This is a genomic window from Pseudomonas sp. ERMR1:02, from assembly GCF_002277815.1.
GTDB lineage: Bacteria > Pseudomonadota > Gammaproteobacteria > Pseudomonadales > Pseudomonadaceae > Aquipseudomonas.
In genome coordinates this window covers 99,754-115,297 of sequence record NZ_NKJI01000002.1, presented here as the reverse complement: position 1 = coordinate 115,297, position 15,544 = coordinate 99,754, and the positions used below count along the sequence as shown (strand labels likewise).

The following is a 15,544-nucleotide window of genomic DNA, read 5'->3' as shown; positions in this document are numbered from 1 at the left end:
ACAACGCTCAAGACTGGAGTAACGCCCTCAGTTGCTCAGGAACCTCTATAACTTCCCTGGTAACCGGTGAGATGCAAACGTGTGTAAGGCTAGAAGTAAATGCCATAACATCTGGCGCTACATTTCCCTCGACTAGAAATGTGAACGAGTGAAGCCCAACACTGGAAACACTTACCTTCATGGAGAGTTCGTCATCCCAAGTGACCGGATGAAGAAACTCTAGCGAGAAGGCCCTTGCCGGAGGCAGTAAATTAAATCCAAGCAGGGTTCTTAATCCGGGACCGGACAGCCAAACTGTAAGTGCATCATGAACGGCCTCAACAACGAAGTACGAAAACCTGGGTGTATAGACAATCCCCTCCGGATCACAGTCGCCGAACAATACCTTTCTCTTAATAACTACTGAGTTCGGCACAGATCAGTCCTTAACATTGAGTGACAGAGCTCAAACAACCACGTCGCCGCTCCTGATTGCTTGGGGTAGACAACTCGATGAGCTGGACGGTCATCCAACTCCTAAATAGTGGACCAGAAACAAACAAGGGTTTGCATTAGCTTTCGCCCGCAAAACCCTTGATTTTAGATGGTGCCCGAAGCCGGAATCGAACCGGCACGCCCTTACGAGCGGGGGATTTTAAGTCCCATGCGTCTACCAGTTTCGCCATTCGGGCGGTAGCGCGGTGAATCAGAGGGGGCAAATATATACATCCAGCCCCGGTGAAGCAAGGTTACGAGTGCGATTTTCCGGACTAAATCTTGCAGAACCCTAAAATAAAAAAACTTCATAAATCATGGACCTACGAAGCGTTTCTACAGTGATCGTCAAGATTAAGAAAATTGCGGAAAATTTCATTTTCCTGAAGCCAATAAAAAACCCGTAGACCATCGATCTACGGGGTTGTTTATAGTGGAGGCCGAGGTCGGAATCGAACCGGCGTAGGCGGATTTGCAATCCGCTGCATAACCATTTTGCTACTCGGCCTCAAAACATTTGCTGTCAGTAGCGCGACATCAAATGCGTACAAACTTGGAGCGGGAAACGAGACTCGAACTCGCGACCCCGACCTTGGCAAGGTCGTGCTCTACCAACTGAGCTATTCCCGCGTCTTGGTGTGGCGCATTCTATAGAATCCAGAAGCCCCGTCAACCCCTTGATTCAAAAAAGTTTTATTTCTTTTCGACGTCGGTCTTCAGATGCGGCCAGGCAGCCCGCAAGTATTGGACCATGGACCACAAAGTCAGGCCGGCGGACACCATCAGTAAGGTATAACCGAGCAGGACCCAGAAGCTGAAGTCCGACGGATTGGCCAGCAAGATCACCAGCGCCAGCATCTGCGCGGCGGTTTTCCATTTGCCAAGGTTAGACACGGCCACGTGAGCGCGGGCGCCGAGTTCGGCCATCCATTCGCGAAGGGCGGAGACAACGATCTCACGACCGATGATGACAGCAGCCGGCAACGTGAGCCACAGGTTGCCATGCTCCTGCACCAGCAGAACCAGTGCGACGGCAACCATCAACTTGTCCGCTACGGGATCGAGGAAAGCCCCGAATGGCGTGCTTTGTTCAAGACGGCGGGCGAGATACCCGTCCAGCCAGTCCGTGGCAGCGGCAAATGCGAACACCGAGGCTGACGCCAGGTAGCTCCACTGGTAAGGCAGGTAAAACAGCAAAATGAAGATCGGTATGAGCAGGACGCGTAGAACGGTAATCAGATTAGGGATATTCATCGGCACAACTGGCTACGAGGTGAGGTGGCATTCTACTCGCTGTGCAGATTTGCATAAATCAACTCTGCGAGCTTTTTACTGATCCCGGGTGCTTTGGCGATCTCTTCGATGCTGGCACGAGACAGCTCCTGCAATCCACCAAAATGTTTCAGCAAATCGCGACGACGTGTCGGCCCGACACCGGCAACGCCCTCAAGCGTAGACGTGCGACGGGTTTTTCCGCGACGAGCACGGTGCCCGGTAATGGCAAAGCGGTGAGCTTCGTCACGAATCTGCTGGATCAAATGCAGCGCAGGGGAATCACCGCGCAGCGTGAATTCATGGGCGGCATCATTGAGGTATAGAGTTTCGAAACCAGCCTTGCGCGTCGCCCCCTTGGCCACGCCGAGGAGGATCAGATCCGGCACTGCCAGCTCGTTGAGCACGTCGCGGGCCATGGACAGCTGCCCCTTGCCGCCGTCCACCAGCAGAATATCCGGCAGCTTGCCCTCCCCGTCCTTCAATTTGCTAAAACGCCGGGTCAGGGCCTGATGCATCGCAGCGTAGTCATCCCCGGGCGTAACGCCTTCAATATTGTAGCGACGATAGTCGGACTTGATCGGACCTTCGGGGCCAAACACCACACAAGACGCCACGGTCGCTTCACCGCTGGAGTGACTGATGTCGTAGCACTCGAGGCGCTGTGGCGGCTCGTCCAGCTTCAGCACTTCGGCCAGCGCATCGAAGCGTGCCGTAATGTGCTGACGATTCGCCAAGCGCGCGCCCAATGCCTGCTCGGCGTTGGTGACCGCCAGTTGCTGCCAGCGTGCTCGCGTGCCGCGCACCCGGTGACTGATGGTCAGTTCGCGACCACGCAGCTCGTCGATGGCGGCGATCAGCGTCGGGAAGTCATCGTGAACCACGTTGACGATCAGTTCGCTTGGCAAGTCGCGCTCAGGACTGCTGATGAAGTACTGACCAAGAAACGCCGCCATGACCTCGGAAACGTCCTCTTCAATACCCACTTGCGGAAAAAAGTTCTTGCTTCCCAGTACTCGCCCACCGCGCACGCTGATCAAGTGCACGCAAGCACCACCCGGGTTGACGAACGCTGCAATCACATCGACATCCCCGGTCCGCCTTCCATGCTCTGCTGATCCTGAACCCGCCGCAGCAGCGAGATCTGGTCCCGCAACTCGGCGGCACGCTCGAACTCCAGGTTGATCGCGGCCTCTTCCATGGCGGCCGACAATTCGTCGGTCAGCGCATTGCTGCGGCCTTCGAGAAACATCACCGAGTGCCGTACGTCCTCGGCATACACCTCGGGCTCGACCAGACCGACACAAGGCGCTTTGCAGCGCTTGATCTGATACTGGAGGCAAGGACGCGTTCGGTTCTTGTAGTAGCTGTCTTCACATTGGCGAACGAAAAACGTCTTTTGCAGCAAGCTCAGGCTTTCGCGAATCGCACCGGCGCTGGGATAAGGACCGAAATACTTGCCCTTGGCCTTTTTCGCACCGCGATGGATGCTCAAGCGCGGAAACTGGCCATCGGATAGAAAAACATAAGGGTAGGATTTGTCGTCGCGCAGCAGGATGTTGTACGGCGGGCGCCACTCCTTGATCAGCGTCTGCTCAAGCAGTAAAGCCTCGGTTTCGTTGGCCGTGATGGTCGTTTCGACCTGAGCGATTCGCGCAACCAGCGCGGCAGTCTGGGTGCCAGGCCGGTTTTTCGGAAATAACTCGACAGGCGATTCTTGAGATTCTTGGCCTTGCCGACATACAGCAGGCGTGCCTCGCTGTCGAACATGCGATACACACCGGGGCGCCCACTGACGGTCGACAGAAAGGCACTTGGATCAAAGGTTTCAGTCATTTTCAGAGGCTGGCATCAACCATGCCGTGACGAACCGCCAGCAGCGTCAACTCGACATCACTGCTGATCGAAAGCTTTTCGAAAATGCGGTAACGGTAGGTATTCACGGTTTTTGGCGACAAACACAGCTTGTCGGAAATGATCTGGACCTTCTGGCAACCGACAATCATCAACGCAATCTGGATCTCCCGCTCGGACAAAGCGTCGAAAGGCGAATCATTGGTCGGCTGGAATGATTTGATCGCCAGTTGCTGGGCAATTTGCGGACTGATGTAACGCTGCCCGGCGAACACCAGGCGGATGGCCTGGACCATTTCCGGCAAACCCGCGCCCTTGGTCAGGTATCCCGCAGCGCCGGCCTGCAACAACCGTGTAGGAAACGGATCTTCCTCACACACAGTCACCGCGACGACTTTGATATCCGGATGACTGCGCAACAATTTACGAGTGGCCTCAAGACCACCGATCCCGGGCATCTTGACGTCCATCAACACCACATCGGGTTTCAGCTCACGCGCCTTGAGCAGGGACTCTTCCCCCGACTCAGCCTGGCCGACCACTTGAAGGCCATCGATGTCAGCCAGCATTCGTGTAATGCCTGTACGAACGAGATCATGGTCATCGACCACTAGCACCCTAATCAAGCAGACACCTCGCGATATGGTCTTATTGAGTTGCCGACACCTTAGCAAAAAAGCAACTGGCAGACCTAGCGGAAAGCGCCATATAAAAAGTTTCCAGTTATCTTGAAAGCCCTGTGGCAAACGTGTTTCAGCGATCAGCGTCCCGGGCGTCGCGCTGCATCCTCAGAAAACACTCGTCCGCCCCCACCACCTGTAGTCCCTTTCTTTCATACAACGCCCGCGCCGGGTTGTTTTCAAAACTGTCAAACGCAATGCCGGGCGCCGCTCCACACATGCCATGGCAAATATCTGATCAATCGCCCAGGAACCGGCACCCTGCCTGCGAAATGTTTCGGCGACCTGTATCTCACGGATGTACAGCGCCCTGGCGTCTCGACTCAGGCTGACGTACCCCACCTGATTCTCGCCGCGCATGATCATGCGATTCTCGCGCCCTGCCCAAGCCACATCAAAGGCCTGGTCCTGCCACAGCAGATCGTGCTCAATGTAATAGCGCAGCATGTTGCCGCAGGTCAGTTCGCGGGCAAAATCGAGATCGCGGTCAGTTGCCGCACGCCATTCAAATTCCATCAAGCCTCCACGACTTGGTCTTTTCAGGAGCACGAAGTGTGGTCACAAGCTGCGAGTCACTCAAGCGATAGAAAACGCCGTCCGGGCCCGATAGCATTTTCTGATTGAATCCTCGTACCGGGCTCTAGTAAGCTCGGCGCATCCATCGGAGACAAACCATGTTCAACGCCCTCTCACAGCTTCGTACCGCCAGCGCCTTGCGCTCGGTTGCGGCTGCCCGGGCGAACGACGTTTGTGCTCCGGTCAGCTTTTATTTTGGGTATTGGTTTAGCCACTGGCGCGCCTGATACCCACACGGCGCCCACTTTAAACGGGTCGCCACCAGAGAATTCTCAACCCCCGGTCGGCCTCCCGACCGGGGGTTTTGTTTTTGGGCTTCGACAAAAAAGTACCCTTAACATTTTTAGCAACACCAGACATTTAGAGGATCAAGAAAATGAACTACGCCACTTATTACCGTTACGACAGTTTTACCGCCTGGCGATTTACCACCCTCCGCTCGGGACAGCCTGCCGCCTCCGATCGGTCACCCACAGGTGGCAAGCATACACACGCAGCCAATTTGGCCAATTGTCGAACACCCCAGTAGGGCCGAGCGCGCGGGAACAAACCCGTCGCCAGCCCAGGAAACCCGAATATGAACTCGTCCGTCTCTGCTCTGCCACTGTCCACCCTGAGCCCTGCCAATGAAGCGCTGACCCTGCGTCTGCCCAGCTCGTTGCAGCTCAAACTGCAATTACCGCTCACCAACGCTTTGACCCAGCAAGTCGCGGCCCACCGCCAAGCGGTTCGCGCGATCCTCAACGGTGAAGACTCCCGTCTACTGGTCATTGTCGGTCCCTGCTCTATTCACGACCCTCAATCGGCGCTCGAATACGCTGGTAATCTGGCTCGCCTGGCCACCGAAGTCAGCGACAAGATGCTGCTGGTGATGCGCGCCTACGTCGAAAAACCCGCACCACGGTCGGCTGGAAAGGCCTGGCCTACGATCCGCACCTGGATGGTAGCGATGACATGTCTGGTGGCCTGACCCTTTCGCGCGAACTGATGCGCGAAATGCTCCTGCTGGGTTTGCCGGTGGCGACCGAACTGCTGCAACCCATGGCCGCCGGTTACTTCGATGACCTGCTCAGCTGGGTAGCCATTGGCGCCCGCACCACTGAGTCGCAAATCCACCGTGAGATGGCCAGCGGCCTAAGCATGCCGGTCGGTTTCAAAAACGGCACCGACGGCGGTGTCGCGGTGGCCAGTGACGCCATGCGTTCGGCCGCCCATCCGCATCGCCACTTCGGCGTGGATAGCCAGGGCCACCCCGCAATCATTCAAACACCGGGGAATGCAGACACTCATCTTGTATTGCGCGGCGGTCATAACGGGCCGAACTATGATCGTGCCAGCGTTGCCCAGGTACACAGCGACTTGACCCGACTGAAGATCCCGGCCCGGATCATGGTCGACTGCAGCCATGCCAACAGTGGTAAAGATCCGCTGCGCCAGCCAGCGGTGTTCAACGACGTGCTTGAACAACGCTTACAGGGAGATAGCTCGCTGATCGGCATGATGATCGAAAGTCATTTGTTCGAAGGGTGCCAGCCGTTGAGTCCGACGCTGAAGTACGGTGTGTCGGTCACCGATGGTTGCCTGGGCTGGAGCGGGACGGAACAACTGTTGCGTCAGGGGGCGGAACGCCTTCGCGCAGAGCGTGATTGAAAGCGTTCGATACTCGCCGAAAAATGACGAAACATTCAGAGTGGAATCTCATCCACAGCTGAATTTTCGCCGTTTCTCTATACCGCTTTCGCCAGATAACCGCGCCTTTTTCATACATCTTGCCAACGTCAGAGTGTTCTAGAGTGAGGCGCAAGGCACCTCCCTGACCGCTGAAATAGGACAAACACATGCAACGGAATGCAGACACTCATTATCCAATCCTGCTGGTTCACGGGCTCTTCGGCTTCGACCGGATCGGCACCTTCGAACTCTTCCATGACATTAAACAGGCCCTGAGAAACGCTGGTGCGCGAGTATTCGTGCCACACCTGTCGGCCACCCACAGCAACGAAGCACGAGGCGAGCAACTGCTGGCGCAGGTAGAACGGGTTCGGCAAGGCACCGGCGCGAGCAAAGTCAACCTGATCGGCCACAGCCAAGGTGCACTGGCGGCACGTTACGCAGCAGCAGTAGCGCCGCAGTCGGCGGCATCGGTGACGTCCGTCAGTGGACCTAACCATGGATCGGAGCTGGCCGACTTCCTGCGCAAGGCCCTCACACCTGGACAGCTGCCGGAGCACATCGCCGATACGGTGGCGACCCTCTTTGCAGATTTTTGTCGTTACTCAGCGGCAACTCAAACCTGCCACAAGATGCGGTCGCTGCAGTAAATGCGCTTACGACAGAGGGTGTACGCGCATTCAACGACAAGTACCCACAAGGGCTGCCGAAAACCTGGGGAGGCAATGGCTGCGAACAGGTCAACGGTGTCCGCTATTACTCCTGGAGCGGAATCCTGCCGAAAAACCTTACGGACGAAGGCTACAATTCGCCTGATCCGTCGCGGGGATTCTTAAAGGCCTTTTCACGATATTTCATCAGCGAAGTCGAGCAGAACGATGGCATGGTCGGCCGCTACAGCTCCCATCTTGGCACCATCATCCGTTCCGACTATCCCCTCGACCATCTGTGCACCCTGCGCCAGTCAGGTGTTCCACCTGCGAAAATCATCGACCCGATTGACCTGTACGTGCAGCATGCCGAACGCTTGAAAAAAGCCGGTCTATAATCAACGCCGGTCACTTGCAGGAGCCGAGCTTGCTCCGGGCGGCGTTCCGACGATGGACGTCAACGATAACGCGTCTTGTCTGAATACCCGCGTTGTCCAAACATTTTTCGCGAGCAAGCTCGCTCCTACAGGAGAAATAGCTCACTGAATCCGGTAGGCTCCCCACTTTACCGAATGTTTAAAGGAGTATCTTCCCATGGCTAAAGCCACTGCTCGCCACATCCTCGTTGCCAGCGAAACCAAGTGCAGCGAACTCAAGGCCCAAATCGAGGCTGGCGCAGACTTCGCCGAAATCGCCAAAGCCAACTCTACTTGCCCTTCCAGCCGCCAGGGCGGTGATCTGGGTTCGTTCGGTCCTGGCCAGATGGTCAAGGAATTCGACACCGTGGTCTTCAGTGCACCGATCAACGTCGTGCAAGGTCCGGTCAAGACCCAGTTCGGCTACCATCTGCTGGAAGTGACCAGTCGTCAGGACTGATCGACGCCCGGTTTGCTCCACAACGGCCCGCCTTTTGGCGGGCCGTCGTGTTTCAGACACGTAATTCGGCTGGCGAGGGACGCGCCGCTAGCGTACAAATTGTCGTTAACGACCACCCGGCTCTAAGGCTGACAATGCGACTGGCTTTCCCTACTGTGTTATTCACTGCCGTGGCCCTTTTGTTGGTCGCCGCCGGTGTGAATGCTGCACCGCAACATGCGTTGACTGTATATGGCGAACCGGCCAAGTACCCTGCCGACTTCAGTCACTTTGCCTACTCCAATCCGCAGGCGCCCAAGGGCGGCACTATGCGTCGCTCCGCGGTCGAAATCGGTCTCTTCGACCATGTTTTGCCGTATATCGACAAGGGCATTGGCGTCACGCAGATCGACGGCATGCTCTACTCACCCCTGGCCCAGCGCTCGCTGGACGAGCCTTACACCGTCTATGGCCTGGTGGCGCAGAAGATCGAGCGCTCCGATGACGGTCTGTCCCTGCGCTTCTACCTCAACCCCAAGGCGTGTTTCGCCGACGGCAAACCCATCACCGCCGAAGACGTGCGCTACACCTTCGATCTGTTGATGACCCAGGGTAGCCTGCGTTATCGCACACAATTTGCTGACGTCAAAGGCGTCGAAGTGGAGTCGCCACTAACCGTGCGTTTCGACTTCAAGAACAATGAAAACCGCACCCTGCCGCTGGACATCGCCACCCTGCCGGTGTTTCCCGAGCACTGGTGGAAGACCCGCGATTTCGCCGGTGGCGGTGGTTACGAAGCGCCGCTGGGCAGCGGGCCGTACAAGGTGAGCAAGGTCGACTCCGGGCGCAGCATTACTTTTGAGCGAAACGCCGACTGGTGGGGCAAGGATCTTCCGGTGAGCCGCGGCCTCTATAATTTCGATCATTTCAGCATCGAGTACTTCGGCGATACCGACGTCGCGCGGCAGGTCCTGCGCGGAGGCGCCTACGACTACAACCGCGAGTTCTCCGCCACCGGTTACTCCATCGGCTATGAAAGCCCGGCCCTGAGCGACGGTCGCCTGCAAAAGGCTCACCTGGCAACAGAAGCCCCGCAACCAAGTCAGGGCTTTGTATTCAATCTGCAAAATCCGATATTTCAGGATCGCCGGGTGCGTCAAGCGCTGGTCATGCTCTGGGATTTCGAATGGAGCAATCGGCAGATGATGCGCAACCTGTACATCCGCCAGCAGAGCTTCTTTTCCAACACCGAACTCGCCGCCCGGCAACTGCCGGACTCCGGCGAACTGGCGATACTCGAACCGTTGCGCGGGCAGATCCCCGACGAAGTCTTCACCAAAGTGTTCGAGGCACCGAAAACCGATGGCAGTGGCCTGATTCGCGACAAACAGTTGCAAGCCTTGGACTTGCTCGAACAGGCAGGCTGGAAACCCGACGACGATCAACTGGTCAACGCCGACGGCGAGCCGCTGAGCTTCACTTTCCTGGTCAGCCAGAACGGCATGGACCGCTTGCTGCTGCCGTACAAACGCACCCTCAAACAGATCGGCATCGACATGAACATTCGTCGCATCGATGCGTCTCAATACGTCAACCGCCTGATGAGCCGCGACTACGACATGATCGTCACCGGCTATCCCGTCACCACTTCTCCGGGGGCGAACTGTTGAACTATTTCGGCTCGGCCTCGGCTAATGACCCCGGCGCCAACAACTATATGGTCCTGAAGAACCCGGCGGTGGACACCCTGATCAATGGACTGGTACGCGCCAGCACCAAGGCCGACATGTTGCGTTACGCCCATGCGCTGGATCGGGTGCTGCAATGGAACTACTACTGGATCCCCAATTATTACCCGCCGGGAACGTCCACCGTGTGGTGGAACCGCTTCGGCATTCCGAACGTGCAGGCCAGCAATGACGAAGCCATCGAGAGCTGGTGGGAGGTGAGCACCACGCCGCTGACCAATCAGGAAATGACCGCTGAGCGCATTCGCCGTGGCAAACCCGGAGGGCCGCATTGATGTGGGCATACATACTGCGGCGCTTGCTGCTGATCATTCCGACGCTGGTGATCATTCTTCTGGTCAACTTCGTCATCGTCCAGGCGGCACCCGGTGGCCCGGTGGAACAGGCTATCGCCCACTTGCAAGGCATAGGCGGAGCCAGTGTCGGCGGCGGACCAGGCGAGACCATGAGCGGTACCTCCCGAGCCAGCCGCGGCCTCGACCCGCAGCTGATCAAGGACATCGAAAAACAGTACGGTTTCGACAAACCGGCCCATGAGCGGCTCTGGCTGATGCTCACCAGTTATGCGCGTCTGGACTTCGGCAAGAGCTTCTTCCGTGGCGCCACCGTCACCGACCTGATCCTGCAAAAAATGCCGGTGACCATTTCCCTCGGACTCTGGGCAACGCTGATTACCTACCTGGTGTCGATCCCGCTGGGCATCCGCAAAGCCGTGCATCACGGCAGCCAATTCGATATCTGGAGCAGCACCGCAATCATCATCGGCTACGCGATGCCGGCGTTTCTCTTCGCGATGTTCCTGATCGTGGTGTTCGCTGGCGGCACTTCGCTGAACTGGTTTCCGGTTCGCGGACTGGTTTCGGATAATTTCGAGTCGCTGTCGACCCTGGGCAAAGTCGCCGATTACTTCTGGCACCTGGTGCTGCCGGTCACGGCGCTGGTCATCGGTGGCTTTGCAACCCTGACGATTCTGACCAAGAACTCGTTCCTCAACGAAATCACCCGACAGTACGTGGTCACCGCCCGCGCCAAAGGCCTGAGTGAACGACGGGTGCTGTATGGCCACGTGTTTCGCAATGCCATGTTGCTGGTGGTGTCGGGGATTCCCCAGGCATTCATCAGCGTATTTTTTGCAGGCTCCTTGCTGATCGAAGTGATCTTTTCCCTCGATGGCCTGGGCCGCATGAGCTACGAGGCGGCGGTTTCACGGGACTATCCGGTAGTGTTCGGCTCGCTGTTCATCTTTACCCTGTTCGGCCTCCTGATAAAACTGGTGGGCGATCTTTGCTACACCCTGGTTGACCCCCGCATCGACTTCGCCGCGAGGAATGCCTGATGTTCAAGCTTTCTCCGCTGGGTCGTCGTCGTTTCGAACGTTTCAAGAAAAACCGCCGAGGCTGGTGGTCGCTGTGGTTGTTTGTCGGCCTGTTCCTGCTGACTCTGGGTGGCGAGCTGATCGCCAACGACAAGCCGCTGATTGTCAGCTATCAAGGCCAGTGGTACTTCCCTGCCCTCAAGCGCCATACCGAGCAGGAGTTCGGCGGGCAGTTGCCGTTCCAGGCCGATTACCGCAGCGACTATGTGCAGCAACTGATCAAGAAGGACGGTGGCTGGCTGCTGTTCCCGCCAATCCCCTTCAGCGACGACACGCCGAACTACGACCTGAACAAACCCGCACCCAGCCCGCCGTCGTACGTGAACTGGCTAGGCACCGACGACCAGGCGCGGGACGTGTTGGCCCGGGTTATTTTCGGCGCGCGCGTATCGATTCTGTTTGCATTGATGCTGACTTTCGTCAGCGCGCTGATCGGCATTGCCGCCGGGGCCCTGCAAGGCTATTACGGTGGTTGGATCGACTTGATCGGACAGCGGCTGCTGGAGGTCTGGTCCGGGCTGCCGGTTCTTTATTTACTGATCATCCTGTCGGGGTTTGTCGAGCCGAATTTCTGGTGGTTGCTGGGGATCATGGCGCTGTTTTCCTGGTTGGCGCTGGTGGACGTGGTGCGCGCCGAGTTCCTGCGCGGACGCAATCTGGAATACGTCAAGGCCGCCCGGGCACTGGGCCTGACCGATCGCAAAGTGATCGTGCGGCACATTCTGCCCAACGCCATGAACGCGACCTTGAGTTACCTGCCGTTCATTCTGACCGGGGCCATTTCGACCCTGACGGCGCTGGACTTCCTCGGTTTCGGTATGCCTGCCGGCAGCGCTTCCCTGGGCGAGCTGATCGGCCAGGGCAAGCAGAACCTGCAAGCGCCATGGCTGGGGCTGACGGCGTTTTTCACCCTGGCGCTGATTCTTTCTTTACTGGTGTTTATCGGCGAAGCATTGCGCGACGCTTTTGATCCTAGATCTTGAAAACCAAGTACGACGCGGACTGTTGCCATGAGTATTAACCTGATCGAAATCCGTGACCTCAGCGTGGCCTTCAGTGGCCAGACCGTGGTGCGCAATCTGTGTCTGGACATCCGCCCCGGCGAATGCCTGGCGCTGGTCGGCGAGTCGGGTTCGGGCAAATCCGTGACCGCCCACTCGATCCTGCAACTGCTGCCCGAGAGTGAGAGCGAAACGACCGGCAGCGTCCGTTATCGGGGACAGGAACTTGTCGGCGCCGACGCCAAGCGAATGCGTCAATTGCGGGGTAACCGCATCGCGATGATTTTCCAGGAGCCGATGACGTCCCTCAATCCATTGCACACCATCGAAAAGCAGATCGGTGAAACCCTGCTGGTGCACAAAGGCATGGCGGGCAAAGCGGCACAGGCGCGGATCCTTGAGCTGCTGCACCTGGTAGGCATCCAGAAACCCAAGGAACGCCTCAAGGCCTATCCTCATCAATTATCCGGTGGCCAGCGCCAACGGGTGATGATCGCCATGGCCCTGGCGTGCGAGCCGGAACTGCTGATCGCCGACGAGCCCACTACTGCACTGGACGTCACCGTGCAGCGCAAGATTCTGCTGCTGCTCAAATCGTTGCAACAGCGACTCGGCATGTCGCTGCTGCTGATCAGCCACGACCTCAACCTGGTGCGCAGCATTGCCCAGCGTGTCTGCGTGATGAAGGCCGGCGAAATTGTCGAACAGGCCACCTGCGAGACCCTGTTTACCGAACCGAAACACCCGTATAGCTGCGTACTGTTGAACGCCGAACCGGAAGGTGAGGCGCTGCCCCGTGACGAGCGAGAAAACGTGCTTGAAGTGGACAATCTGCGGGTACAGTTTGCCGTCAGTGGCGGACTGTTTCAGCGCAAGACTTATTTGAAGGCCGTCGACGGCATCAGCCTGAATGTGCAGCGGGGCAAGACGTTGGGCATCGTCGGCGAATCCGGTTCCGGTAAATCCACGCTCGGCCAGGCGATCCTGCGCCTGCTCGATTCCGAGGGTGGCATCCGCTTTCAGGGCGAGGCGCTGGAACGCCTGACGCAGAAGCAGTTGCAACCGTGGCGCAAGAAAATGCAGGTGGTGTTCCAGGATCCGTTTGGCAGCCTCAGCCCGCGGATGTCCGTGGCGCAGATCATCAGCGAAGGCCTGGAGGTGCATAGCCAGTTGAGCGAGGAAGAATGCAACGCCGAGGTGATTCGGGCATTGCAGGAAGTCGGCCTCGACCCACAAAGCCGCCATCGCTATCCCCACGAGTTTTCCGGCGGCCAGCGCCAACGCATCGCCATCGCCCGGGCGCTGGTATTGAAACCGGCGTTGATCCTGCTGGACGAACCGACCTCGGCGCTGGACCGCACCGTGCAAAAACAAGTGGTCGCGCTGCTGCGTCAGCTTCAGGAAAACATGGCCTGACCTATCTGTTTATCAGCCATGACCTGTCGGTGGTGCGCGCCCTGGCCCACGATATGATCGTGGTCAAGGACGGTAAGGTGGTAGAAAGCGGGGCCAGCCACGACGTGTTCGATTCACCGCAGCATCCATACACCAAAGAGCTGTTGGCGGCGGCGCATTTAGGGCAGGCATAATCCTGCGCCCGTCGTTGGACCCTATCGCGGCCTTCGCGGGCAAGCCTCGCTCCTACAGGTTTTGAGTTGAACCAAATTCGGCGCCAACCATAAACTTTGTAGGAGCGAGGCTTGCCCGCGAAGGGGCCGCCACAGGCAACACACAATCAGGATCTATACTCCATGAACACCACCGAAAGCCTAAAGGACTACCAGCGCGTTCGCCTCCTGGCGATCCGTTCATTGTTCGAGATCATCGAACAGTCGAGTGAAGGCACGGTGATCGTCGACCGCGATGCCAACATCGTCTGGATAAACGAGCGCTACGCCCGGCGTTTTGGTCTGCAATCGGCCGAGGGGGCCATCGGCAAGGCCTGTGAAAGCGTCATCCCTGGCAGTCTGTTGCGTGAAGTGGTGCGCACCGGCCGGCCGATTCTGCTCGACATGCAGGACACCCCAAGGAACCGCTGGTGGTCATGCGCCTGCCGATTCATGACGACGCAGGCTTGGTGATCGGTGCCATCGGTTTTGCCCTGTTCGACGAATTACACAGCCTGTCGCCGATGCTCAAGCGCTACATGAGCATGCAGGAAGAGCTTGCTTCCACGCGTTCGTTGCTGCGGGCGCGGCAGACCAAATACAACTTCGCCCACTTCATCGGCACCAGCGCCGCCAGCCTGGAAGTTAAACGCCGCGCGCGCCGCAGTGCCAGCACGGACTCGCCGGTGTTGCTGCTCGGCGAAACCGGCACCGGCAAGGAATTGCTGGCGCAGGCGATCCACAATGCTTCGCCGCGCGCGCACAAGGCGTTTGTCAGCATCAACAGCGCGGCGATCCCCGAATCGCTATTGGAAGCCGAATTCTTCGGCACCGCGCCCGGCGCCTTTACCGGGGCCGATCGCAAGGGCCGCGCCGGCAAGTTGCAGATCGCCCAGGGCGGCACTTTATTCCTCGATGAAATCGGCGATATGCCGCTGCCGCTGCAAAGCAAATTGCTGCGGGTGCTGCAGGAAAAGGAATTCGAACCGGTCGGCTCCAACGACGTGATCCAGAGCGATGTACGCGTGATTGCCGCGACCTCGACCGACCTGGAAGCCGCGATCAAGCGCGGCGAGTTTCGCGCCGATCTGTATTACCGCCTCAACGTGCTGCCGATCCACGTTCCACCGCTGCGCGACCGCCTGGACGACCTGCCCGCCCTCAGTGAAGCGATCCTTGAAGAGCTACGCAGCCAACACGAACTGAACAGCGAAGCATTGGCGCTTCTGGGCCAACACGCCTGGCCGGGGAACATTCGCGAACTGCGCAATGTATTGGAACGGGCAGCGTTGCTCAGTGATGACCTGCGGCTTTCGGCAGCGGATATTCGCGCTGCAATCGGGACGTTTACTCCGGTTGAGCGTGTGAATCCGTTAGCCGTCGAACCTGTGGGACATGAGACTTTCAGTGCGGCGCGAGAGCGCTTTGACCGGCAATTGATTGAAACCGCCCTGGCGCTTTGCGAGGGCAAGGTAATAGAAGCGGCCGCGCGGTTGGGGATGGGACGGTCGACGCTGTACAAGAAGATGGCGGCACTCGGGATCGCCGAGTCTCCATAAAGAGACATAAATCTCCATTGGTAGAACAGGCCTCTTCGCGGGCAAGCCCGCTCCCACAGTGACCGCATTCTTCCCGACCAATCGATGAAACTGTGGGAGTGGGCTTGTCCGCGAAAGGGCCGGTCCAACCAATAGAAGTCTCAAAACAGAGACACAGCCATCGAACCCGGTTCGACAACCATAAATATATCCTTATATTTCAATAACTTAACCAACTGGCAC

Annotated in this window: 6 protein-coding genes, 3 tRNA genes and 7 pseudogenes; 8 read left to right on the top strand and 8 right to left on the bottom strand. The window is 57.9% G+C overall.

Going from position 1 to position 15,544, the window contains the following annotated elements:
- Positions 1-7: 7 nt before the first annotated feature.
- The 8 genes and pseudogenes from CES87_RS04115 to CES87_RS04080 form a co-directional block, all read right to left on the bottom strand.
- The gene (locus tag CES87_RS04115) at positions 8-415 is read right to left on the bottom strand and encodes a thioesterase family protein (RefSeq protein WP_128605067.1); all 408 of its coding nucleotides are present in this window, start codon (positions 413-415) and stop codon (positions 8-10) included.
- A 169-nt stretch (positions 416-584) separates the two neighbouring features.
- A tRNA-Leu gene (locus CES87_RS04110) sits at positions 585-671 on the bottom strand.
- Between the two features lie 237 nt (positions 672-908).
- Positions 909-982, bottom strand: a tRNA-Cys gene (locus CES87_RS04105).
- A 46-nt stretch (positions 983-1,028) separates the two neighbouring features.
- Positions 1,029-1,104, bottom strand: a tRNA-Gly gene (locus CES87_RS04100).
- 63 nt (positions 1,105-1,167) lie between these two features.
- A complete protein-coding gene (gene pgsA / locus CES87_RS04095; RefSeq protein ID WP_060540641.1) occupies positions 1,168-1,728 on the bottom strand; it encodes a CDP-diacylglycerol--glycerol-3-phosphate 3-phosphatidyltransferase in 561 nt (186 codons plus the stop codon).
- A gap of 32 nt (positions 1,729-1,760) precedes the next feature.
- Positions 1,761-3,582: pseudogene (uvrC, locus tag CES87_RS04090) on the bottom strand (excinuclease ABC subunit UvrC).
- Positions 3,583-3,584: 2 nt separating this feature from the next.
- Entirely contained in the window at positions 3,585-4,226 is a 642-nt protein-coding gene (gene uvrY / locus CES87_RS04085) for a UvrY/SirA/GacA family response regulator transcription factor (protein ID WP_008015884.1), read from the bottom strand.
- Positions 4,227-4,353: 127 nt separating this feature from the next.
- Positions 4,354-4,796 (bottom strand): annotated as a pseudogene (locus CES87_RS04080) (GNAT family N-acetyltransferase).
- A gap of 637 nt (positions 4,797-5,433) precedes the next feature.
- On the opposite strand from CES87_RS04080, the pseudogene CES87_RS04075 reads away from it, so the two are divergent.
- The 8 genes and pseudogenes from CES87_RS04075 to CES87_RS04040 all read left to right on the top strand — a co-directional run bounded on the left by CES87_RS04075 (position 5,434) and on the right by CES87_RS04040 (position 15,322).
- Positions 5,434-6,506: pseudogene (locus tag CES87_RS04075) on the top strand (3-deoxy-7-phosphoheptulonate synthase).
- A gap of 188 nt (positions 6,507-6,694) precedes the next feature.
- Positions 6,695-7,575 (top strand): annotated as a pseudogene (locus tag CES87_RS04070) (lipase family alpha/beta hydrolase).
- A 196-nt stretch (positions 7,576-7,771) separates the two neighbouring features.
- A complete protein-coding gene (locus CES87_RS04065; protein WP_128605066.1) occupies positions 7,772-8,053 on the top strand; it encodes a peptidylprolyl isomerase in 282 nt (93 codons plus the stop codon).
- Positions 8,054-8,187: 134 nt separating this feature from the next.
- Positions 8,188-10,055: pseudogene (locus CES87_RS04060) on the top strand (extracellular solute-binding protein).
- Positions 10,055-11,116, top strand: a complete 1,062-nt coding sequence (locus CES87_RS04055) for a microcin C ABC transporter permease YejB (protein WP_128605065.1) — start codon at positions 10,055-10,057, stop codon at positions 11,114-11,116. Before CES87_RS04060 ends, CES87_RS04055 begins: the two are co-directional and overlap by 1 nt.
- Positions 11,116-12,138, top strand: a complete 1,023-nt coding sequence (locus tag CES87_RS04050; RefSeq protein ID WP_128605064.1) for an ABC transporter permease — start codon at positions 11,116-11,118, stop codon at positions 12,136-12,138. Before CES87_RS04055 ends, CES87_RS04050 begins: the two co-directional genes overlap by 1 nt.
- Before the next feature lie 27 nt (positions 12,139-12,165).
- Positions 12,166-13,745 (top strand): annotated as a pseudogene (locus tag CES87_RS04045) (ABC transporter ATP-binding protein).
- Between the two features lie 162 nt (positions 13,746-13,907).
- A pseudogene (locus CES87_RS04040) lies at positions 13,908-15,322 on the top strand (sigma-54 interaction domain-containing protein).
- The last annotated feature ends 222 nt before the right edge of the window (positions 15,323-15,544 follow it).